The 20351-nt window shown below is 40.0% G+C and carries 27 protein-coding genes; 19 read left to right on the top strand and 8 right to left on the bottom strand.

Annotation, left to right across the window (positions count from 1 at the left end):
• The first annotated feature begins 25 nt into the window (after positions 1–25).
• Positions 26–934, top strand: coding sequence for a nuclease-related domain-containing protein (locus tag IEU81_RS00600; RefSeq protein WP_186089801.1), 909 nt, complete (start codon positions 26–28; stop codon positions 932–934).
• 77 nt (positions 935–1011) lie between these two features.
• Positions 1012–2391: an NAD-dependent succinate-semialdehyde dehydrogenase gene (locus tag IEU81_RS00605; protein ID WP_186089803.1), complete on the top strand. Its 1380-nt coding sequence runs from the start codon at positions 1012–1014 to the stop codon at positions 2389–2391.
• Positions 2392–2530: 139 nt separating this feature from the next.
• Here IEU81_RS00605 and IEU81_RS00610 read toward each other — a convergent pair whose 3' ends face one another.
• Positions 2531–2743 (bottom strand): hypothetical protein, encoded by a 213-nt coding sequence (locus IEU81_RS00610; protein ID WP_186089804.1) that lies wholly within the window; start codon positions 2741–2743, stop codon positions 2531–2533.
• 109 nt (positions 2744–2852) lie between these two features.
• Here IEU81_RS00610 and IEU81_RS00615 point away from each other — a divergent pair, with 109 nt between their 5' ends.
• The 8 genes from IEU81_RS00615 to IEU81_RS00650 all read left to right on the top strand — a co-directional run bounded on the left by IEU81_RS00615 (position 2853) and on the right by IEU81_RS00650 (position 8737).
• A complete protein-coding gene (locus tag IEU81_RS00615; RefSeq protein WP_186089806.1) occupies positions 2853–3347 on the top strand; it encodes a DUF2975 domain-containing protein in 495 nt (164 codons plus the stop codon).
• Positions 3348–3361: 14 nt separating this feature from the next.
• A complete protein-coding gene (locus tag IEU81_RS00620; RefSeq protein ID WP_092598221.1) occupies positions 3362–3577 on the top strand; it encodes a helix-turn-helix domain-containing protein in 216 nt (71 codons plus the stop codon).
• A gap of 73 nt (positions 3578–3650) precedes the next feature.
• Positions 3651–4499: a patatin-like phospholipase family protein gene (locus tag IEU81_RS00625; RefSeq protein WP_092598224.1), complete on the top strand. Its 849-nt coding sequence runs from the start codon at positions 3651–3653 to the stop codon at positions 4497–4499.
• Positions 4500–4621: 122 nt separating this feature from the next.
• Positions 4622–5305 (top strand): threonine/serine exporter family protein, encoded by a 684-nt coding sequence (locus tag IEU81_RS00630; RefSeq protein ID WP_186090763.1) that lies wholly within the window; start codon positions 4622–4624, stop codon positions 5303–5305.
• A 12-nt stretch (positions 5306–5317) separates the two neighbouring features.
• Positions 5318–5773: a threonine/serine exporter family protein gene (locus tag IEU81_RS00635; RefSeq protein WP_092598228.1), complete on the top strand. Its 456-nt coding sequence runs from the start codon at positions 5318–5320 to the stop codon at positions 5771–5773.
• 15 nt (positions 5774–5788) lie between these two features.
• Positions 5789–6364: a GNAT family N-acetyltransferase gene (locus tag IEU81_RS00640; protein ID WP_186089808.1), complete on the top strand. Its 576-nt coding sequence runs from the start codon at positions 5789–5791 to the stop codon at positions 6362–6364.
• A gap of 65 nt (positions 6365–6429) precedes the next feature.
• Entirely contained in the window at positions 6430–7098 is a 669-nt protein-coding gene (locus IEU81_RS00645; RefSeq protein WP_186089809.1) for a GOLPH3/VPS74 family protein, read from the top strand.
• 112 nt (positions 7099–7210) lie between these two features.
• A complete protein-coding gene (locus IEU81_RS00650; protein ID WP_186089811.1) occupies positions 7211–8737 on the top strand; it encodes a Na+/H+ antiporter NhaC family protein in 1527 nt (508 codons plus the stop codon).
• A 53-nt stretch (positions 8738–8790) separates the two neighbouring features.
• On the opposite strand, the gene IEU81_RS00655 is transcribed toward IEU81_RS00650, so the two are convergent.
• Together IEU81_RS00655 and IEU81_RS00660 are read right to left on the bottom strand one after the other, a co-directional pair.
• Positions 8791–8973: a hypothetical protein gene (locus IEU81_RS00655; protein WP_186089812.1), complete on the bottom strand. Its 183-nt coding sequence runs from the start codon at positions 8971–8973 to the stop codon at positions 8791–8793.
• A gap of 57 nt (positions 8974–9030) precedes the next feature.
• Positions 9031–9708 carry an aminoglycoside phosphotransferase family protein gene (locus IEU81_RS00660; protein WP_186089814.1) on the bottom strand — a complete coding sequence of 226 codons (678 nt, stop codon included), beginning with the start codon at positions 9706–9708 and terminating at the stop codon, positions 9031–9033.
• Between the two features lie 89 nt (positions 9709–9797).
• Here IEU81_RS00660 and IEU81_RS00665 point away from each other — a divergent pair, with 89 nt between their 5' ends.
• The 8 genes from IEU81_RS00665 (at position 9798) to IEU81_RS00700 (ending at position 16426) form a co-directional block, all read left to right on the top strand.
• Positions 9798–10538 carry a DUF429 domain-containing protein gene (locus tag IEU81_RS00665; protein WP_186089815.1) on the top strand — a complete coding sequence of 247 codons (741 nt, stop codon included), beginning with the start codon at positions 9798–9800 and terminating at the stop codon, positions 10536–10538.
• A 72-nt stretch (positions 10539–10610) separates the two neighbouring features.
• Entirely contained in the window at positions 10611–11663 is a 1053-nt protein-coding gene (locus IEU81_RS00670) for a 2,3-butanediol dehydrogenase (RefSeq protein WP_186089817.1), read from the top strand.
• 110 nt (positions 11664–11773) lie between these two features.
• Positions 11774–12691 carry an SIR2 family NAD-dependent protein deacylase gene (locus IEU81_RS00675; RefSeq protein ID WP_186089818.1) on the top strand — a complete coding sequence of 306 codons (918 nt, stop codon included), beginning with the start codon at positions 11774–11776 and terminating at the stop codon, positions 12689–12691.
• 3 nt (positions 12692–12694) lie between these two features.
• Positions 12695–13720, top strand: coding sequence for a lipoate--protein ligase (gene lplA / locus IEU81_RS00680; protein ID WP_186089820.1), 1026 nt, complete (start codon positions 12695–12697; stop codon positions 13718–13720).
• A gap of 55 nt (positions 13721–13775) precedes the next feature.
• Entirely contained in the window at positions 13776–15014 is a 1239-nt protein-coding gene (locus tag IEU81_RS00685; RefSeq protein ID WP_186089821.1) for a Zn-dependent hydrolase, read from the top strand.
• Positions 15015–15040: 26 nt separating this feature from the next.
• A complete protein-coding gene (locus tag IEU81_RS00690) occupies positions 15041–15400 on the top strand; it encodes a PH domain-containing protein (RefSeq protein ID WP_186089823.1) in 360 nt (119 codons plus the stop codon).
• Positions 15401–15461: 61 nt separating this feature from the next.
• Positions 15462–15698 carry a DUF1413 domain-containing protein gene (locus IEU81_RS00695; protein WP_186089825.1) on the top strand — a complete coding sequence of 79 codons (237 nt, stop codon included), beginning with the start codon at positions 15462–15464 and terminating at the stop codon, positions 15696–15698.
• Positions 15699–15793: 95 nt separating this feature from the next.
• Positions 15794–16426 carry an LbetaH domain-containing protein gene (locus tag IEU81_RS00700; protein ID WP_186089826.1) on the top strand — a complete coding sequence of 211 codons (633 nt, stop codon included), beginning with the start codon at positions 15794–15796 and terminating at the stop codon, positions 16424–16426.
• Positions 16427–16518: 92 nt separating this feature from the next.
• Here IEU81_RS00700 and crcB read toward each other — a convergent pair whose 3' ends face one another.
• From crcB to IEU81_RS00720, 4 genes are all read right to left on the bottom strand, one after another.
• Positions 16519–16881, bottom strand: a complete 363-nt coding sequence (gene crcB / locus IEU81_RS00705; RefSeq protein WP_186089828.1) for a fluoride efflux transporter CrcB — start codon at positions 16879–16881, stop codon at positions 16519–16521.
• Positions 16874–17239, bottom strand: a complete 366-nt coding sequence (locus IEU81_RS00710; RefSeq protein WP_186089830.1) for a fluoride efflux transporter FluC — start codon at positions 17237–17239, stop codon at positions 16874–16876. The genes crcB and IEU81_RS00710 overlap by 8 nt, the downstream gene beginning before the upstream one ends.
• Positions 17240–17251: 12 nt before the next feature.
• Positions 17252–18244, bottom strand: a complete 993-nt coding sequence (locus IEU81_RS00715) for a proline dehydrogenase family protein (RefSeq protein ID WP_092598279.1) — start codon at positions 18242–18244, stop codon at positions 17252–17254.
• 91 nt (positions 18245–18335) lie between these two features.
• Complete coding sequence (locus tag IEU81_RS00720; RefSeq protein WP_186089831.1) at positions 18336–18839, bottom strand: gamma carbonic anhydrase; 504 nt, start codon at positions 18837–18839, stop codon at positions 18336–18338.
• A gap of 79 nt (positions 18840–18918) precedes the next feature.
• On the opposite strand from IEU81_RS00720, the gene IEU81_RS00725 reads away from it, so the two are divergent.
• Positions 18919–19725: an alpha/beta fold hydrolase gene (locus IEU81_RS00725; RefSeq protein WP_092598284.1), complete on the top strand. Its 807-nt coding sequence runs from the start codon at positions 18919–18921 to the stop codon at positions 19723–19725.
• A gap of 56 nt (positions 19726–19781) precedes the next feature.
• On the opposite strand, the gene mnmM is transcribed toward IEU81_RS00725, so the two are convergent.
• Positions 19782–20327: a tRNA 5-(aminomethyl)-2-thiouridylate-methyltransferase MnmM gene (gene mnmM, locus IEU81_RS00730; protein ID WP_186089833.1), complete on the bottom strand. Its 546-nt coding sequence runs from the start codon at positions 20325–20327 to the stop codon at positions 19782–19784.
• Positions 20328–20351: the final 24 nt, after the last annotated feature.

Here is a 20351-nt window from a genome sequence, read left to right on the forward strand (position 1 = left end):
AGCAGTTCGGAAAGAGAGGAACAATATGAATACTGATATTTTTACAGATCCGATTTTTATCGCGATCGCAGCAGTCCTTCTTATTATTGCAATCTGGTTTTTAGTGTATTACTTTAAACACCGCAAGGAAGTTAAAGCTGTAGAGGAAACGCATGCGAAAGAAAGAGCATCTCTGGTTGAAAAATACGAGAGTACGCACGAGGAAGAACGTTTAGAGCACAAGAAAGAAATGTCGACTTTAAATGAGAAGTATCATAATGATACGACGCTTCTCGATAATAAGCTTTCCAGTCTGCATCAGTTTACTGTAGATAAAGGCGAATATTTAACAGACCTTGCTTTAATTCAGTTAAAGGAAAAACTTGTTAAAGAGGAAAAGATCCGTGAAACGGATATGATTATTCTTTCAAATATTTATTTACCATCAAGAAATTATACAAATACGCGTAAAATAGACCATTTAGTATTAACACGTACTGGTATTTACTTAATTGATTCTAAATACTGGAGTGGACATATTTTACACGGTGTAAATGAAAATCAATTTGAAGAAGTGCCTTATATCGAATCATTCTTTGATCTTCTTGAACTGAACAAACAGCACGAACAGACATTGATTTTTGAAAAAGCAGATGCTGAAAATGTCTCTGTGAACCATTACAATGGTGTGATTGATGAAACGAAAGTTACTGCTGAAAAACTTAAGAATAAATTTAAATTACAGTATGATATCGTACCGATTATTTACTTTAACCCGAAAGATAATGGTAATTATTCAATTACTAATTATTCTGAAGATCCATCAATCCGAGTGATTGTCGGCCAGGAAGATTTAGAAGCATTCTTCCTGAAATATGTATTCCACGGCAGATTCCAGTACACAGTCAAAGACCTGGATGAAATTGCGAATGCATTAATCGATCAGAGTCTGTAACTCTTAAATTTTGTAAAATAAAATTAATCGTCCTATAATTATTTATAGGACGATTTTTTATTATGGAGGGAATTTTAATGGCAGAAGAACTGATTGTAACTAATCCGGCAACAGGTGAAGAAGCAGGCCGCGTCGACAAAGATACGAAGGATTCGATTGAGAAGAAAATCCGCATTGCCCACGAAAAATTCCAGGACTTTAGAAAAATGAGTGCAGCAGACCGTTCGGACTTACTATTTAAATGGGCGGAAAAAATTGATGAAAATAAGCAGGAGATTGCAGAACTGGTCACACTGGAAGGCGGTAAACCGCTGGCGGAAGCACTGGGAGAAGTTGACTATGCCAACAGTTATATTAAATATTATGCTGAAGAGGCAAAAAGAATATACGGACGCACAGTACCGGCAAACGGTGATGACACGAGAATTGTTGTCACAAGACACCCCATTGGTGTCGTCGCAGCGATTACACCGTGGAACTTCCCGGTAGCGATGATGGCACGTAAAGCAGCGCCTGCAGTAGCAGCTGGAAATACGTTTATCGTTAAGCCGGCCAGTGCAACACCGATGTCGGCGATGAAATTTATCGATTTGGCTGTCGAAGCCGGTTTTGATCAAGGCGTGATTCAATACGTTAACGCTTCCGGCCGGGATGCCGGTGAAATATTTACAAGTTCAGATAAAATAATGAAGCTGACTTTTACCGGTTCAACTGAAGTCGGTAAGCAATTAATGAGTGATGCAACAAGTACTGTTAAAAACGTTACGATGGAACTCGGCGGCCATGCACCGCTAATCGTTCATAGCGATGCGGATATAGAAAAAGCAGTTGATGGGGCGATTGCATCTAAATTTAGAAATGCAGGTCAGACTTGTGTCTGTGCCAACAGGTTTTACGTCCATGAAGATGTACTGGATGAATTCACCGAAAAATTTACTGAAAAAGTCAAAGCGCTTAAAGTCGGAAACGGTATGGATGACGATGTTAAAATTGGACCGTTAATCGATGAAGACGGTTATAACAAAGTGATGAAACACATTGGAGATGCGGTTGAAAAAGGCGGTCAGGTGACGACTGGCGGCAGCGGCAATCATTCAGGCGGCTATTTTGTTGAACCGACTGTGATTACTAACGTGACGGATGACATGATCTGCATGTCTGAAGAAACATTTGGACCTTTGGCGCCGATTCAGAGTTACTCTAATTTAGAAGAAGTAATCAAAAAAGCGAATGGCACTGAATACGGACTTGCAGCGTATTACTTTACTGAAAACTACAAGACGGGTATCCGTTTAACAGACGAATTGGATTTCGGTGTACTCGGCTGGAATAACGGTGCACCAAGTGCTGCTAATATTCCATTTGGCGGCATGAAAGAAAGCGGTGTCGGCAGAGAAGGTGCGCCGGAAGGACTGGAGCCTTATACAGAAACGAAAGTCACATCTATAAAATTATAATTTTAAAAGCGTCAAATACAAAAGATTATTGAACGTAATAAATTTTATACAAGACAAAGAAATCCGTATGTTAGATTCCTATAGGAAGCTGACATACGGATTATTTATATTGGTAATATTTATGCCTCAGCTGTTATGTTTATTTCTCTTTAACGTGATTACTCTTTTCTGCTGCTTCTGCATCTTTTTTAACATTTGAGCGGACAGCTAAAGATAAAAATGCGACGACTGCAGGCATGAACAGCGAATTTAATACATTGACCTGGTCCAGGAAAAAGTACTGTACGGTAAGTAATATCGCCAGAACAATAATGTACATAACAATAAAGCGGATTAATTTTTCTTTATTCATAAGCGCTCCTTTTGTAAGCGTATTCTTACTTAACAGTTTGGCAGTAAAACTAAACAATATCAATAAAAACTTTCTTCTCAAAAAAATATAAATATACGTTGATGAAGTGATGGGGATATTATCAAACTTAACGATGGATGCTTCTTTAGAAACACCGGGCGGAGCCGTTACTATTACAGAGGAAATTCTGTCCTATGTCAATCCGGACAAAACAATGCTGATGCTTCTTTTACTTCTGTCACTTCTGAATGTGTTAATCATTCTGTTTATCATCATTCTCGTTAACAGATGGCTTGCCAACTTGAGAAAAGGCAACATTTTAACTGTACAGAACAGCAAATATATTGAGTATATCGGTTACAGCTTTGTCGCTTTTGCACTGATGGAAATGCTGATGTCTATTGCGGTGTCGCTGCTTATAAAAAGTTCAATCGCAATATCGGAATTACCGGCGGATTTCCGCGAATTCTTTGATATAGAAAACATAGGAATTACTTTCGATATCAATCTTATACCAGTATTCACAGGGATTTTAATCTGGATGATTGCTAAATCTTTAAAATATGGTTCGTATCTGCAAGATGAATACGATCAGACAGTATAGGCGGGGTGAGACAGATGATTGTTGTGAGACTGGACAGAGTACTTGCAGACCGCAAGATGGCACTTGGTGAACTGGCAGAAATCGTAGGGATTTCAAATGTCAACTTATCAAATTTAAAAACCGGCAAAGTTAAGGCGGTGCGATTTTCGACCCTTGACGCTATTTGCAAGGCGCTGAATTGCCAGCCGGCTGATATTTTGGAATATCAGGATGATGAAGAAATGAATTAGATGACGGACTTTGGTTTCCTGTGATACGTTTAATAGTAAGATGACTTCAAAGAGAAATAAGGAGCAGGATATAATGAACGGTACAGGACTTGTTTTAGAAGGCGGCGGTATGCGCGGTATATACACTGCGGGCGTGCTGGAATATTTTCAAAAAGAAGGGATACACTTTCCGTATGTCATTGGCGTATCCGCCGGTGCCTGCATGGCTGCATCGTACTTATCAGAACAGCCGGGCAGAAATAAAAAGGTGAATATCGATTTTGTAAATGATAAACGGTATTTATCGTATATGAATTTAATTAGAAAAGGCGAATTGTTCGGCATGGACTTTATATTTGATGAGATTCCGAATAAAATTGTGCCTCTGGATATTGGGAAAATTATTTCTGGACCTGAGGAGTTTGTTATCGTCACGACGAAATGTGATACGGGAGAACCGATGTACTTTTATAAAGAAGATTACGATGAAAAAACGCTCGGCACCTTGCTGAGAGCATCGAGCTCCATTCCGTTTTTCGCTGAAGCAGTTGAACATAACGGTATTCATATGCTGGACGGCGGCATTGTCGACCCGCTGCCGATTGTAAAGGCGGAAAGTGACGGACTCACTAAAAATGTAGTCGTCCTGACTAAACCGAGAGGCTATTATAAAAAGCCGAGCAAAATATCCAACATTGTAAATTATAAAAAGTATCCAAAAGTCGACGAACGGATGAAAATCAGATATAAACATTACAATGACCGGCTTGATTATATTTTTGAACAGGAAGAAAAGGGTAATATCATTGTGATTGCACCTAGCGCTGATGCGGGTGTCGGACGGACAACGCGCAACCGTGACAAGCTGGAACAGTTATATGAACTCGGCATCTCAGATGCAAAAGAGAAATGCCAGGCGATCAAATCGTTTATAAATGAATAAGAATGATAAGCTTTAGCTGATGCTGAAGCTTATTTTTTATATAATAGACATTGGAGGTGTTGTGGGTGACGGAAGAAAAACTTCACATTGATGATCATGAAGAGCAGATTAAAGATGTTGTTATGCTCGCAGCACGCATTCTGCTGGAAGCAGGTGCTGAAGGGACGCGGACTGAAGAAACGATGAATTACATAGCGTCTCATTATGGTTTTGTTAAAAATAACAGTTTTGTCACGAATACGGTCATTAACTTTATTTTGCACGACCAGTCTTATCCAAGAATTTACAGAATAAAAGAACGGAATACCAATTTAATTAAAATTTCCAAAGTCAATACTGTATCAAGAAAATTAGTTAGAGATGAATTGACACTTGATGAAGCTTACAAAAGACTTGAGGAAATCTATGTTAAAACAATCGCTGGTGCACTTATCGGACTCAGCTTTTTGTATTTACAGGACGGTATTAAAATTGATATTTTAACTGTGCTGTTTGCCGGCGGAATTGGTATTTTAGTCACCGAAATGATAAAAAAACGTATGCGCACTCAATTTATACCGGAGTTCTTTGGAGGATTGAGTATTGTCCTGGCTGTCGTTGCCGGACATTATTTTATTCCCGGAGGGAACTTATCGGTAATGCTGATTTCATCGGTGATGCCAATCGTTCCAGGTGTGCTGATTACCAATGCGATCCAGGATCTGTTCGGCGGTCATATGATGATGTTCACGACTAAATCATCAGAAGCACTCGTCACATCTTTTGCTATCGGTGCCGGTGTTTCTGCAGTTTTAATATTCGCTTAAGAAGGAGAAATGATGGAATGGTTATTAAACTTACTATTTAGCTTTACCGCATCATTCTTTTTTGCTGTCGTATTCGATGCGCCTAAAAAATTATTTCTCCCGGCGGGTATTGTCGGTGCGCTCGGCTGGATGATGGGGCAGACAGCGGGAATGCTGTTCGATTTGCCGCTGGTTATGGTAAACTTTATCGGTGCGTTTACACTGGGGATAATGAGCCATGTCATGGCCAGGGTGTATAAAGAACCGTCGACTATTTTCTTAATACCGGGAATTATTCCGTTTGTACCCGGCGGGCTGGCGTACGATGCGACCAGCAGCATTATATTATCGGATTATACCGGTGCGGTAAATATTATCATGGAAGTCATTATCAGTGCCGGTTCGATCGCAGCAGGGATATTATTTGCAGAACAATTCGCCCTGCTGTTTATTAAAAAAAGACGTGTATTTTTCATGAAAAAAAGATAACTGAGGAGCTTAATTATGGAAATTAGAAATTATCAGGCAAGTGACGAAAGAGGCTGGGTGAGATGCCGGGTTTTATCGTTTTTAGATACGGCGTACTACGACGATGTTCATAGAGAGAAAGAAAAGTTTGAGAATCCATCGATCGAACTTGTCGCAGAAAAGGGTAATCAGATCGTTGGACTGATCGACATTGAATATGACACAGAAGATGAAAAAGTATGTTCAGAAGAGGGCACAGGCGGCATGATTTGGCATTTAGCTGTCCATCCTGATTATCAGAATGAGGGTATCGGCAGCCAGCTGATGGAACGCGCTTCTGAAGAAGCGATTAAATTGAATCTGGAATTTTTAGAAGCATGGACGCGCGATGCCGGCAATTCGGCAGCATGGTTTGAAAAGAACGCTTATAGACAAGTGGATGAGTACTATCATCTGTACTTATCAGATCAGGATATGGCGCATACAGTACAGCCGGGGGATGATAATCTTCAACCTTTATACATGTTCGCTCAGTATACCGGAGATAATATCGAACAGTTTGAATCGATTGAAAGAAAGTATAAATGCATGTGCTACATTAGAAATTTGTAATTAAATGGATTGTTTAAACTAAGATCTGTGATGGTATTGATAAGTGACCCCAGGAGGTGTCTTTTATGTTTACAATAGCAGAATCACTCATCTTACTTGGTACCGACGATGAAAAAGGTACATCAGTGTCGTCAGCGAGCCTGGGATACGGTCTCGCCGGTTCTATACTGGCAGAGCTCGCTATGATGGAACGCCTGAGCCTTGAAGATGATAAAGTAATTATAATCGATGATACATTGACCGAAGTATCGTACTTCAATTCTGTGATTGAAGAAATTAAAGCCGATCATAAAGCGCGTACAGTGGAATACTGGGTAAACCATTTTGCCAATAATACGAAAGCGGTACATGACCCGGTATACTTATCATTAGTCGATAAAGGCATATTAAAAGAAGAGGATAAAACGTATTTTTTCTTTTTCAATACAAATGTCTATCCTACGGTGGATGACCGTCCGGAGCAGGCAATCAGAGCGCATGTCAAAGATATTGTATTTAACGGTAAAGCGCCTGATCCTGAAATTGCACTCTTATTAAGTATAATAAAAACATGTGATTTAACAGCAGAAGTGTTCGGTAAAAAAGATAAGAAAGCTGCTGAGAAAAAACTGGATGAGATAATTGAAAATAACGAATACGGCAAAGCGGTCAGCAAGGCGGTTGAAGACATGGAAGCGGCGATATTAACCGCAGCGACAACCGCGGTCATGACCACAACAGTGATTAATAATTAAAGATTAAGGTAGAGGCGGAGCTTATGCTCTGCCTTTTTCCTGTTTTCATAAAGCCCGGACTGATGTATTATTAAAAGATATTGATATTACAAGTGAGAAGGGTGTTTACGAGATGGAATATGGTTTGTTATCACTGCTTCCGCCGCTATTGGCAATTATTATTGCCATCATTACTAAACAGACCGTCGTTGCCTTATTTTTAGGTGTATGGTTTGGTGCAACGGTAATGAACGGCTGGAATCCCGTTTCAGGCTTTACATATACAGTGAATGAAATTATGGTTCCGTCAATTGCGGACCCGTGGAACGCGTCACTTATTCTGCTGGTTGTATTTACTGGCGGATTCATTAATGTGCTTCGTTCGACAGGGGCCGGCAAGGCATTTGCAGAATTTGCGACGAAGAAAGTGAATACGCGTCAGAAAGGCCAGAACTTTGTCTGGGCAAGCGCCTTCCTGTTTTCTTACACAGAACCGGTATTAATACTCGGAACTGTCACGCGGCCGATTACTGACCGCTTAAAGATATCGCGTGTTAAACTCGCATACATCGTCGATTCGATGGGGAGCCCGGTTGCTTCGATGTCACCGATTAGTGTGTACGCACCTTTTATTACGGGTCTAATCGCGACCCAGCTGGCAGCGCTCAGTTTATCGGAAAATCCATGGTCGCTATTTATACAGATGATTCCGTTCCACTTATACGGAATCTTTGCGATTGTGGGCGTGCTGCTTGTTGTAAATATGAAAATTGATATCGGTCCGATGTATAAAGCAGAACAGCGTGCCATTGAAACCGGTAAATTATACGGTGAACACGATAAACTGATGATCAACGATACTGCTGATGATGACGCTCAAGATGCAGACATCTTCAGTTTCCTGATCCCGCTGGCACTGCTATTTGCAGGGATTTTTGGCGTGATATTCTGGACCGGAGATATCGGCACAAACGGACTGGCAGGGTCATTCTTAAATGCGGATATCATCTTTGCAATTACAACAGGATTTTTCCTCGGTTCAGTCGGAGGAATGCTGTATGCAAAGCTGCGCTACAAACAGCCGCTGGAAGAGCTCTTGAACGGATATGTAGACGGTGTTATGCAGGTTATGATTGTACCTGTCATTTTAGTTATGGCATGGTCAATAGGAACAGTCGCAACTGAAATGGGACTTGGAGAAGTCATTGCGCATTACGCAGGAAGCTACCTGCCTGCATTTTTAGTACCGGTAATTATCTTTTTACTAGGCGGACTGATTGCCTTTGCGTCAGGAAGCTCATGGGGAGTGTTCTCAATTATGCTTCCGATTGCGATTCCTATGGGGATTGCACTTGATTTAGAACTGGCACTAGTTATCGGAGCGGCAATCAGCGGCGGGGTATTCGGCGACCATTGTTCACCAATATCAGATACGAGTATTATGTCGTCCACAGGGTCAGCTGCAGACCATATGGAACATATCCGTACGCAGCTGCCGTATGCAATCATTATTGCACTGTCAGCAGGCACGGGATTCCTGATGACCGGATTAACACAAAATTCAATTCTCGGTATTATTACGACTGCAGCTGTACTGGTTCTGATACTGCTGTTTGTTAAAAACAGAATGAAAAAGAAATATCCAGCTGCATCCGAGTAAAAAAAGCACTGAAATCATTTAACAATGATTTCAGTGCTTTTTCATGTTTGATTCTAATATTTCTTATACCATTTCGGAATAGTCAGTTCAAAACGATCATACCAGCCGAGAATCTCAGTATAGGAACGTCTCATCGTTTTAATTTCTTTATCGCCAAAAGGAAGTGCCCATGGCAGGGAAGACAGCATGTTAGCTGAGATATATAAAAGCAGCAGTTTCCAGAATTCATCCGGCACATCGTTATTAAAATAACCATCGACTCTGCCGCTGGCAAAAGCGGAACTGGTACTCGCTCACCAGGTAATTCTATTGAATTCCTCATATGCTTCACCGGTATCATGACGGTCGAAGTCTATAATATGCAGCTTATTATTGCTGTCAATCAGCATATTGCCAATATGAAAGTCACCGTGGTGCTGCACATTTCTATTATTATCAATCAAGTGTCTATATTTACTGATGGCGTCCATTAAAAGGTGACCGTTATCATACTTCAATTCGCAGTCATTATACATTTTTATTTTTTTATCAATTTTTCTGTTATATCTTGTCTTCCATGATTCTTTGTCTTCACTGACAGGTTTAAAACTATGAATCTCAGCTAAAATTTCCCCAGCTTTGATGCCAAAGTTATACTGCTCTGATAAAGTGAAATTATTAATTACATCTCCTGCATCATTGCCATCGATCCAGTTTAGCAGCAGGAAATAATAAGTATCATTTAAACACTCACCATGTGCAGCAAGTTTGTGAGTAGGGATATTTTTTTCCCTAGATTGCATTAATAAGTCTTTGTGCTCCAGGTACGCCTGCTTATTATTAATATCAGTCATTCTAAGTAAATACTTCTTAGCTTCAGTTACAACGATAAACTTATGATCATTGGACCATCCTTTGTTAAAGGGAGTAATAGATTGAATATTTTTAAGCGGCAGTTCTGATAAGAGAGAATTAATCATCACTTCAGACATTTTAACCATCCTTAATATTAATAAGTTAAGACAATTATAATATACTTGGAGTATCATCAATAATGATATTCGGAAAGTGAGTGATATAAATGAAATTTATCGGGATAGATCTGGCATGGACTTATAAAAACGAAAGCGGCATTTGTGTCATGGATGAGAACGGGGAAGTGCTCATCCTTGAATCTGCAGTATTCAGCGATGAAGATATCGTTAAGATTATTAAAAACTACAGCGATGAAATGCTGCATATCGCAATCGATGCGCCGCTCGTCGTTAATAATGAGACCGGTTCACGTCAGGCGGAACGCGATCTGCAGAGAGGCAGAATCCACGGGCATCGTCTGTTTGCGTTTAACTCCAATAGAACATTTATGACTAAAGCATATAAAGGAATAAGAGGAGAGGTGCTGAGTCAGTTAATTAAAGAACATCTTCCAAATATCAGCATCGGTATGAATGATAAGGGCTCGAATATTATTGAGACATTTCCGACGGGTATAGTAAGCGGCTTATTTCCGGATATTTTTCCGGTTAAATATAAACGTAAAAAAGGAATGACATTTGAAGAAACAGTTGGTCAGATGAAGCTGCTGACAGAACGTATTGGCCTGCTTGAACAGCGGGGTATTATATCCGGATTCAAAGAAAAACTGATGGTGGATGCAGCAGCGATTAACCGGAAACATCATAAGCATCTGGAAGATAAGCTGGATGCTGTCCTGTGTACTTTAGGACATTATCTGATTTATAAAGAGATGGCTGCTGCGAGAAAATTCGGCACAGATAAAGATGGTTTTATACTTCTGCCGGAAGCTCTTGAAGAAATATAGTTTACACTTGTGATTCCTTTCACAATAAGTTATAATATAAGTAAGAAAAACATTCAAGGAGTGAAGTGGTTTATGAAAGCAGTAGTATACTATGACACAAAAGATGTTCGAATCGAAGAAGTGGCTGAACCTAAAGTTTATGCTGAGGGTGTTAAAGTAAAAGTTGCCTGGACAGGTATATGCGGTACTGATCTGCATGAGTATCTCGGGGGTCCAATTTTTATTCCGGGAGACGCGCCGAATGGTGTGACAGGTAAAGAAAGACCTGTAATTATGGGACATGAATTCAGCGGTGTAATAGAAGAAGTCGGAGAAGAAGTTGAGGGACTGGCTGCCGGAGATAAGGTTGTTATCAACCCTGTTCTGACAAATAAGCAGCATGACAATCCTTTATACGATTTCTATAAAGAAGGAACGTTTATCGGTCTCGGGGATGACGGCGGTTTTGCTGATTTTGTCGTCGTACCTGCAGAAAACATTGTTAAACTGAAAGACAGTACTTCCTTGAAAATCGGTGCCTTGGTAGAGCCGACAGCAGTTGCGCTGCAGGCAATCCGTGAATCGGAACTTAAGTTCTCCGAAACGGTTGCGGTCTACGGTGCAGGTCCTATCGGTCTTGTGACTATATTAGCTGCACGTGCAGCCGGAGCGAAAGATATCTTTGTCTTTGATTTATCGGATGAGCGCCTCGAGAAAGCTAAAGAATTTGGTGCAACACATACTGTAAACAGCGGTAAAGAAAATCCTGTAGAGTATATTAAGTCGATTTACCCGGACGGTGTCGACCGGACATTTGAAGTCGCGGGTGTGAAACAGACACTTGAACAGTCTATTCAGTCGACTAGACCGAGAGGCATGGTCTGCATTGTTTCCATCTTTGAAAAAGAAATCGATTTTAATCCGATGATGCTGACAGCTTCAGGAGTAAGAATATCAAGTTCTTTAGGTTATGAACCGGATATCTTTGAAGCGACTGTAAAAATGATTGAAAGCGGCCAGATTGATCCGTCGCTGATGATTACTGAAGAAATAGAACTCGATGAAGTGATAGAAAAAGGTTTCAATAAATTAATTGAAGATAAGTCTCAGGCTAAAATTCTCGTTAAACTGAGCGGGGAAGAATAACTGAATATATACTTTTAAAAACCGCGGTGATTATATCAATCACCGCGGTTTTTTATCTGTTATAGTAGTTTTAAAAGAAGTTTTTAAGAATTTATTAAAGGATTGAGAATATGGAGAAAACATCATGGCATGTACTGTCAAATGGCGAGTATTTAACTGCTTCAAGCAAATTGTCCATGGCGCTTGATGAAGCGGATGCTGTATTAATCGGTGTTGGCGCAGGCATGGCGGCGGCAGATGGTTTTACATATGCAGGACCGAGATTTACACAAAATTTTCCTGATTTCATTGAAAAGTATCGCTGGCTGGATATGTTTCAGGCAAGCGTATTTGAATTTGAAAATTTAAATGAAGAATGGTCATTTTTCAGCCGTTTTGTCGATTTAAATTATATGAGTCAGCCGCTCGGGGAATCTTATATACGTCTGAAAGAATTACTGGAAGGCAGAAATTATCATATTATTACATCCAACGCAGACAATGCTTTTGAAAAAGCCGGTTTTGATAAAAATAAAGTATTCGACATGCAGGGGAAATATAACTTACTGCAGTGTTCAAAAGGATGTACTCCAAAACGTTATAATAATGAAGAGTTAATGAAAGACATGATCGACCGCCAGCGGGGTATGAAGGTGCCTGACGATTTGATTCCATATTGTAAGGAATGCGGTGCGCCTATGGAGCTGAACCGGCGTAATCACACCGATTGGATGGTGGAAGATGCTCGATTTTTCAAAGAGCAGAAATTATATAAACAATTTCTTCAAGAGTATGCCGATAAAAAGCTGCTGATTCTGGAACTCGGCTGCGGGTATATGGCCCCTCAAGTTATTAAGCATCCATTTCAAAATATGACAGAAAATCAAAGTAACAGTTTATATATGACTGTTAATTTGAAAGATTACAGCATACCGCAAAATATAAGAAATCGGACGATTTGGCTGCAGGAAGATATTAAGGACCTGTTATTAAATATTCAGCAGGAACAGCAGTTTACAAAAATGAATTTTTACGAAACGGAGCAATAGCGGATGTATCTTATAGAAGTTAAACGTGACGGCAAATATATTTACGATGGTGCAACGGCGCTCGCCGTACAGGTTTACGCACAAGAAAACCTGTTTTTGGGTGAGGACATGGTGTTTCCATATTTAACAGAACCGCTTGTTCAAGTCGGCCGCTATCAAAATGCACGTGAAGAAGCGAATTTAGAATTTATGAAAAAGGAAGATATTAAGCTGGTCAGAAGAGATACCGGCGGCGGCACAATTTATCTCGATATGGGCAGCGTAAATTTTTGTTTTGTTGGTGATCATTCAAAGACAGATTCCGCTGTCAACTTTGAGCAGATGTACCAGCCGGCGATCGATATACTTAAAGAGTTAGGTGTTAAAAATGTCGAAATGAGCGGCAGAAATGACCTTCAAATCGATGGTAAAAAGGTTTCCGGTGCTGCGATGAATATTGTCAACGGCCGAACATACAGCGGTTATACGCTGCTGCTCGACATTGATGATGAAAAAATGGAAGGTGCTTTAAAGCCGAATAAAAAGAAAATGGCTTCAAAAGGAATTAAATCTGTCCGAAAAAGAGTGATATCGCTCAGAGATTACCTGGTTGACGAATATAAAAATCTGACGTCTAAAGAATTTTATGAATTAATGATTTTAAAGATTTTTAGAACTCAAGACCGAAGTAAAATAAAAACATATGAATTGACTGATGAAGACTGGGCAGGCATCGATCAGCTGATGAATGAAAAATATCATCATTGGGATTGGACCTTCGGTAAATCTCCGAGATACACATATTCAAGAGACGGGCGCTTTTCAATCGGCACGCTTGATATTACGCTCGACGTTGATGAGGGTATCATTCAGCATGCAAAAATATACGGTGATTTCTTTGGAAGCGAAGATATCGGAGCAGTAGAAACGGCACTTGAAGGTGTAAAACTAAAAGCTGACGACTTAAAAACTGCTTTAAGTCATATCGACTTAAAACGGTATATCGGAAATGTTACAGCAGATGAAATTGTTAAGCTGATTATGGAGTAAGATTCAGCATTACGGGTATCGGATAATAACACAGCGTATAAGGAGCGAATGCACAGTGGTGGAATTAAGAATTAATGAAGACAGATTATTAAATAGAATTAACGAACTGGGCGAGATTGGCCGAAATGAAAAAGGACAGCTGACCCGTTTAGCCTTAACTGACGAGGACAAGGCGGGGAGAGATTTATTAGTCAGCTGGTTTAAATCACTCGATTTAAAGGTGGAAATCGACAGCTTCGGAAATATATTTGGCACATGGGAAGAGAATCATAATAAAAAAGAAAAACCTTTAATGCTGGGCTCTCATATTGATTCAGTGATTGATGCGGGTAAATACGATGGAAGTTACGGTGTTTTATCGGGTCTGGAAGTCGTTGAAACACTAAAAGAAAATAAGATTAAAACAGATTTACCAATCACCATCGCAGCTTTTACTAACGAAGAAGGCGTCAGATTCCCGCCGAGTATGCTCGGTTCACTCGTGTATTCAGGAGATTTAAATATCGAAAAAGCACTGGATACGATTGGTATGGACGGTAAAAGAATGGGAGATGAGCTGGAGCGTATTGGTTATAAAGGCGACAAGGCCCCCGGTTTTATTCAGCCGGCAGCTTATATTGAACTGCACATCGAACAGGGACCGGTTCTGGACAAAGAAGAAATAGATATCGGTGCAGTACATAATCTGCAAGGGAACTCGAGACGTGAAATTATATTTACTGGTGAGGCTAATCATGCAGGTTCTACGCCGAACAGCATGCGTAAGGATCCAATGCAGGCTGTGACGTATTTCATGTCGACTTTATATAACTACATTAACAAAAACGGTCTGGATACTGTAGCAACACTGGGGTCAATCCAGCTGGAACCAAATGCAGCAACAATAATTCCTTCCAGAGCCGCATTTACTTTAGACATGAGAAGTCCGTCAGCTGATGGATTTTTAGAAGCGCAAACCTTAGTGCGTGATACGCTTGAAGAAATTAAAGCGGCAGGAAAAATAGGAGTCGAAGCAACAGAATTTGCAATATTTGAACCAGTCATTTTTGATAAAGGCATTGTAGAAAATATTGCAGCATCATCGGATGAATTGAAATTGACATCGAAATTAATGACATCAGGTGCCGGACATGACGCACAGATGATCAACCGTATCGCACCGTCAGCTATGATCTTCGTACCAAGCAAAGACGGTGTCAGTCACAATCCACTGGAATACACATCACCAGAACAACTGGTGAATGGGGCGAATGTACTGCTCCTGACAGCTTCAAAAATAGTCAATGCTAAATAAATCATAGACAGGAGTTAATTTTAACAATGAATAATATTTTAGAAGTCACTTTGTTGAATGAAATTACAGTGCCGGAAGACATTGAAAACATGCTGGTCAATGGCGAGGAAGCGGTAAAATCGTATAAAACATTTCGAGACAGTGTGACGTTTACGACAAAACGTATTATCCTCCGAGATTCTCAAGGTGTGACAGGAAAAAAAGTAGAGTTGTATTCAATCTCTTATAATATTATTAATATGTGGTCTTCAGAAAATGCCAGAGGAATGTTTGATATGAACGCTGAATTAGAACTCTGGACAAGAGCCGGGCAATTTAAAATCAAACTCGATAAAAAGATTGATATACGTGAAATTGATATGCTGATTGCGAACGCAACGCTCTAATTTGTTATAAAATCCTCTAAAAGGGTATTACTAATGTAATATAAATTTTGAGGTGAAAGAAATGGCTAAAAAAGAGAAGAAAATTATTAAAGAAGCATGGCAGGAAACGAAAAACTTAAAAGAAGGCGAAGTTTTTCTGTTAAAAGATTTGTTCAAAGGATATAAATGGAACCGAATTAAAACAGAAACACGAAGCAGCTTAGGCCGTTTATTTTTAGAAAAAGTACAGAAAAAAAAATCAGTCGAAGCAATAGAAAAAACATCATCACAACAGCAGCAGTACAGAAAACTGGGCTAATATTTACTCGGCCGATACAATTTTAACCGTTACTTTACGAAATGCAGCTTGGCAACAAGTTACAGTGATAAGTAACAAGGTTGTGGAGGCTGAGTATGAATATTTCTAATAAAGTATTGAGTGATGAAGTGTTAATTCATGAAAATGTGAAAATTACTAATTGTGATTTTGGCGCATATACAGAAGTCGGTATGTTTAACTTTTTAGAGAACAGCACGTTTGGAGATTATTCTTATACGGGGCAGTTCTGTTTTGTTCAAAATACGGAGATTGGCAAATTCTCAAATATTGCAGCAAATGTCAGAATCGGTCCGACGGATCATCCTTACGCTCGGCCATCATTGCATCACTTTACCTATAGGCAGAAAATGTACAGTTTTGCTGACACTGACGATGAGCGCTTTTTTGACCACAGACAAAGCAGGAAGACATACATCGGGCATGACACCTGGATTGGACACGGGGCAATTATTTCGCCGGAAGTTACAATCGGTCACGGTGCGGTAATTGGTGCAGGTGCGGTAGTGACTAAAGACGTTGCACCGTATGCAATAGCCGTCGGTGTCCCGGCAAAAGAAATAAAGAAACGGTTCAGTGAAGAAATTATAGAAGAATTGCTGCAAATTAATTGGTGGGACTGGAGTCATGAAAAGATAAAAAATCATCTGGAAGATTTCCATTTGCTTATAGAAGAATTTACAGCTAAGCATGCTAAAAACCAGAGGTGACTCTGGTTTTTTTGTTTATCAGTCTAACGAGAACACTCATCAACCTGACAGCAAAAAATGCCCGGCTCATCGAAGAGTCCGGGCATTTTAGTCTATATAAACATACTTCCCGCGATTAATCCGCAGGCAACTGCAACCAGGGTGAAGAATATAGTTACACACGAATATTTTAAAAATAATTTTGTTTTCTTTTCACGGAGCAGATTGAACTGATCCAAAGCGAATTGTGAATAGGTAGTAAAGCCGCCTAAAAAACCGACAGCAATGATTAAATAATACTGTGTATTTTCCGCGACCATTATTGCAACCATACCCATTAAAAATGCCCCGGCAATATTCACCGCTATGGTACCGTATGGCATGTCCTTATTTTTAAATACGGACAGCTGGCTAATATAAGCGCGCAGGCAGGCACCAAGTGCTGCAGCGACCATCATCGTCATCAGGTTAATCATTGACTTTTTTACCTCCCAGCGTAAATCCAAGAAAGACCGCCGCGAGTCCCAGGGATAAATTAATACCGAGGTAGACGATAAACATCAAATAGTCACCGTATGACAGCAGCAAATACTGTTCATAACTCAACATTGAAAATGTTGTAAAGCTGCCGAGAAATCCCGTGATTAAAAAAGCGTTCAAACCCGGTTTCAGTTCTTTGGCGATAAAAATACCAATTAATAAGGCGCCGGCCAAGTTTACGATTAAAGTACTGCTGTAAAATGGCAGCTGGAGCGTAATAACTCCTATGGACAGTAAAAAGCGCAGCAGTGCACCGAGTGCTGCTCCTGCGCCTATACTCAAATATTTATTCATAAAAATTCCAATCTATTTTTTAGTTTTAAATGCTTTGGCTAATAATGCAACACCTGCAACAGCAGCGGCTGCAATTGCACCGTATTTCACTTTATCATTCGATGTGAATGATTTAACGACCAGGTTAAGGTTTTGAGGTCTTTCTGCCAGACGTCTCATGAAATACGCGTACCAGTCCGTACCGTATGGCACATAGACACACATGTTATATCCGCGGGCAACTAAGTCCTGCTGATAGTCTTTACGGAAACCATAGAGCATCTGGAATTCAAATTCGTCTTTCGAAATACCCATTGTTTCGATAAAGCGAATCGTTTTTTCAATGATATTATGGTCGTGTGTTGCAATGGATGTGAAGCCGTTGCCTTCTACTAAATGTGTTTTAATAATTTCAAAATATGACTGATCGATATCTGCCTTGCTCTGATAGGCAATCGTTGCAGGTTCTTTGTATGCGCCTTTCACCAGACGTGTGCGGATATCTTTATATTTTCTGACGTCTTTTTTAGCATCGTAAAAATATGCCTGAATCACTGTACCAACGTTGTCGTATTCTTCAAGGAGCTTATCTAAAATCGTCAGAGACGGTCCTTTAGACAAATAGTTCTCCATATCCAGATTCACGAACATATTTGCTTCTTTAGCAGCATCCAGTATTTCTTTTATATTTTCATAACAGAATGTTTCATCTATATTTAAGCCGATTTGTGAAAGTTTAACCGATGCGTGCACAGTCAGATCTTTTTCATTAACCGCCTTAATCATTTTAATAATATTATTTTTCTCTTTTTCCGCCTCTTTGCGGTCGGATATGAATTCCCCTAAGTTATCAAATGTAATACTCATACCTTGATTATTCAGATCGGCGAAGCGAACGAGAGTGTCATCTACACCTGTTCCTCCGACTACTTTCTGTGCACCAAATCTAAGTCCCATTTTCTTTGACGCATCATTTAAAATCTCGTTTTCCGATAAACCGATGAATAAATCTCTAACTACTCCCATTGCTAATCCTCCTGTAAATAAAGCGTTTTCTTAATGCTGAATTTATTATACCGTCTTTTATAAGAAAAAGGGTGTAAAAGATTTAAATTATTTAATTTTTATAGTTTGGAATGTGACCAACATATGTCTCATTAATGCGTTTCATCTCTTCTAAATCCTCTTCTGTCAGCTCTCTGACAACTTTTGCGGGACGGCCGAATGCTAAAGTGTTCGGCGGTATAACAGTGCCGCCGGTAACGAGCGAACCTGCACCGATAAAGGAATTTTCACCAATCACTGCTTCATCAAGCACAATTGAATCCATACCGACTAAAGCGCCTTTTTTAACTGTGCAGCTGTGGAGCGTGACCTTATGTCCGATCGTGACGTTATCTTCGAGCGTCAGCGGAAGGCCGGGTGTCTGGTGAAGCACAGACAGGTCTTGCACATTGGTGTAATTGCCGATACGAACGGGTGCAATATCTCCGCGGACAACGGATCCGAATAGTACGGATGAGTGTTCGCCGATTTCTACATCTCCGATAACTGTTGCATTGGGTGCGATAAAGGCACTGTCACTAATTTTTGGTGTGTGGTTTTTATAATCGATTATCATTTTGAATTTCCTTTCCCATCTCAAATGTTATAATAAATTCATCATATCAAATTTGCGTATTTTTGTAAGGAGAAAGCTTATGTGGAAGTGGGAGACAGAAAACGAAGCGAAAGGTGTCGCGGTCATCGTTCATGACCTTTTAGAGCACCACGAATATTACGATGAACTGACTGTGAAATTACGCCGTGACGGCTACCATGTCATTATCGGAGATTTACCCGGACACGGTCAGACAACACGTGTAAATAAAGGACATATAAACAGTTTCGATCAGTACATCGAAAGAGTGACGGAGTGGCATAATCTGGCGCGTCAGTATGATTTGCCGACCTTTATTATCGGCCAGGGACTCGGCGGTCTGATCGCACTTGAGGCGCACAGGCAGAACCGCATTCAGTCGGACGGCATTATTGCTTTAAATCCGCTGTTATCGTTTAAACAGTCATTTATGAACCGTAAAAATACGATTTTAACGAGCGTGCGCGTAACGAGCGATGAATCCAGATTTAATTTAGGGATTAAGATGAATTATTTTACTGAAGATAAGCGCTTTTTACAGCGCTATAAAGAAGATGAACTGATTGTTGATAAAGTAAGCTTCCAATGGTATAAAACGATTATCAACCAGATGAAAGTGACATCTGAAAATATGGAAGAAGTCAGTGATGTCCCCATCCTGACTATGATGAGCAGCGACAATCAGATCATTAATCCTTACTTATCTTCAAAATATATTAAGCGGGCTTTATCGGATGATTTCAGATTTGTCATGCTGAATTCTGCTGAACACAGTATCTTCCAAAGAGAAAATATTGAACAGCCTTATTATTTGATGACTCAGTTTTTAAATGCCCAGCTGTTTTCAATCGGAATTATACCGGAATAAATAAACAGGCCGTACGTCGGTTTTCTATTTTGGAAAATGATGTACGGATTATTTAGTTAGCGCAGTTTTTCTATCACTAAAAGAAACGGTGCATTGTTCTTTTGATTGATATATTGATACATGAGTACTTGAGCCTGGTTCTGATCCCAGCTTGTTAAATGATCGAGCAGGGCATCTCTTTCAATTTTACCGCTGTCATGCCCGTGATAGACGACGATAATGATCCTTCCGCCGGCTGTCAGCAGTTTAAATAATTCATTGATGGCAGCAATGGTAGTCTGGTAGGCGGTTGTAATCGATTTATCACCGCCCGGTAAATAACCCAGGTTAAATATCCCGGCTTTTACAGGGGCCTTGACATGGCTGCCGATATTTTCGTGGCCGTCATGAATAAAAGAAATATTGGTTTTCGGATAGTTGTTTTTGGCACTTTCAATCGCCTGACTTTGAATGTCGAAACTGTAGACATGACCATTTGGAACGAGAGCGGACAAATAAGCAGAATCATGCCCGTTGCCGCAAGTCGCATCGATCAGCGTATCTGCCGGATCAACGATTTCTTCGATGAAGTCTTTCCCGGCAGGCAGAATTTTTTTAAACATACATATCAATCCTTTCAGTACCGT

Origin of the sequence: Jeotgalicoccus aerolatus (assembly GCF_014635205.1) — a bacterium.
Lineage (GTDB): Bacteria > Bacillota > Bacilli > Staphylococcales > Salinicoccaceae > Jeotgalicoccus > Jeotgalicoccus aerolatus.

Coding starts and splice junctions, on each gene's coding strand:
- IEU81_RS00600 (WP_186089801.1), top strand. CDS start 26: ATGAATACTGATATTTTTACAGATCCGATTTTTATCGCGATCGCAGCA.
- IEU81_RS00605 (WP_186089803.1), top strand. CDS start 1,012: ATGGCAGAAGAACTGATTGTAACTAATCCGGCAACAGGTGAAGAAGCA.
- IEU81_RS00610 (WP_186089804.1), bottom strand. CDS start 2,743: ATGAATAAAGAAAAATTAATCCGCTTTATTGTTATGTACATTATTGTT.
- IEU81_RS00615 (WP_186089806.1), top strand. CDS start 2,853: ATGGGGATATTATCAAACTTAACGATGGATGCTTCTTTAGAAACACCG.
- IEU81_RS00620 (WP_092598221.1), top strand. CDS start 3,362: ATGATTGTTGTGAGACTGGACAGAGTACTTGCAGACCGCAAGATGGCA.
- IEU81_RS00625 (WP_092598224.1), top strand. CDS start 3,651: ATGAACGGTACAGGACTTGTTTTAGAAGGCGGCGGTATGCGCGGTATA.
- IEU81_RS00630 (WP_186090763.1), top strand. CDS start 4,622: ATGCTCGCAGCACGCATTCTGCTGGAAGCAGGTGCTGAAGGGACGCGG.
- IEU81_RS00635 (WP_092598228.1), top strand. CDS start 5,318: ATGGAATGGTTATTAAACTTACTATTTAGCTTTACCGCATCATTCTTT.
- IEU81_RS00640 (WP_186089808.1), top strand. CDS start 5,789: ATGGAAATTAGAAATTATCAGGCAAGTGACGAAAGAGGCTGGGTGAGA.
- IEU81_RS00645 (WP_186089809.1), top strand. CDS start 6,430: ATGTTTACAATAGCAGAATCACTCATCTTACTTGGTACCGACGATGAA.
- IEU81_RS00650 (WP_186089811.1), top strand. CDS start 7,211: ATGGAATATGGTTTGTTATCACTGCTTCCGCCGCTATTGGCAATTATT.
- IEU81_RS00660 (WP_186089814.1), bottom strand. CDS start 9,708: ATGTCTGAAGTGATGATTAATTCTCTCTTATCAGAACTGCCGCTTAAA.
- IEU81_RS00665 (WP_186089815.1), top strand. CDS start 9,798: ATGAAATTTATCGGGATAGATCTGGCATGGACTTATAAAAACGAAAGC.
- IEU81_RS00670 (WP_186089817.1), top strand. CDS start 10,611: ATGAAAGCAGTAGTATACTATGACACAAAAGATGTTCGAATCGAAGAA.
- IEU81_RS00675 (WP_186089818.1), top strand. CDS start 11,774: ATGGAGAAAACATCATGGCATGTACTGTCAAATGGCGAGTATTTAACT.
- lplA (WP_186089820.1), top strand. CDS start 12,695: ATGTATCTTATAGAAGTTAAACGTGACGGCAAATATATTTACGATGGT.
- IEU81_RS00690 (WP_186089823.1), top strand. CDS start 15,041: ATGAATAATATTTTAGAAGTCACTTTGTTGAATGAAATTACAGTGCCG.
- IEU81_RS00695 (WP_186089825.1), top strand. CDS start 15,462: ATGGCTAAAAAAGAGAAGAAAATTATTAAAGAAGCATGGCAGGAAACG.
- IEU81_RS00700 (WP_186089826.1), top strand. CDS start 15,794: ATGAATATTTCTAATAAAGTATTGAGTGATGAAGTGTTAATTCATGAA.
- crcB (WP_186089828.1), bottom strand. CDS start 16,881: ATGATTAACCTGATGACGATGATGGTCGCTGCAGCACTTGGTGCCTGC.
- IEU81_RS00710 (WP_186089830.1), bottom strand. CDS start 17,239: ATGAATAAATATTTGAGTATAGGCGCAGGAGCAGCACTCGGTGCACTG.
- IEU81_RS00715 (WP_092598279.1), bottom strand. CDS start 18,244: ATGGGAGTAGTTAGAGATTTATTCATCGGTTTATCGGAAAACGAGATT.
- IEU81_RS00720 (WP_186089831.1), bottom strand. CDS start 18,839: ATGATAATCGATTATAAAAACCACACACCAAAAATTAGTGACAGTGCC.
- IEU81_RS00725 (WP_092598284.1), top strand. CDS start 18,919: ATGTGGAAGTGGGAGACAGAAAACGAAGCGAAAGGTGTCGCGGTCATC.
- mnmM (WP_186089833.1), bottom strand. CDS start 20,327: ATGTTTAAAAAAATTCTGCCTGCCGGGAAAGACTTCATCGAAGAAATC.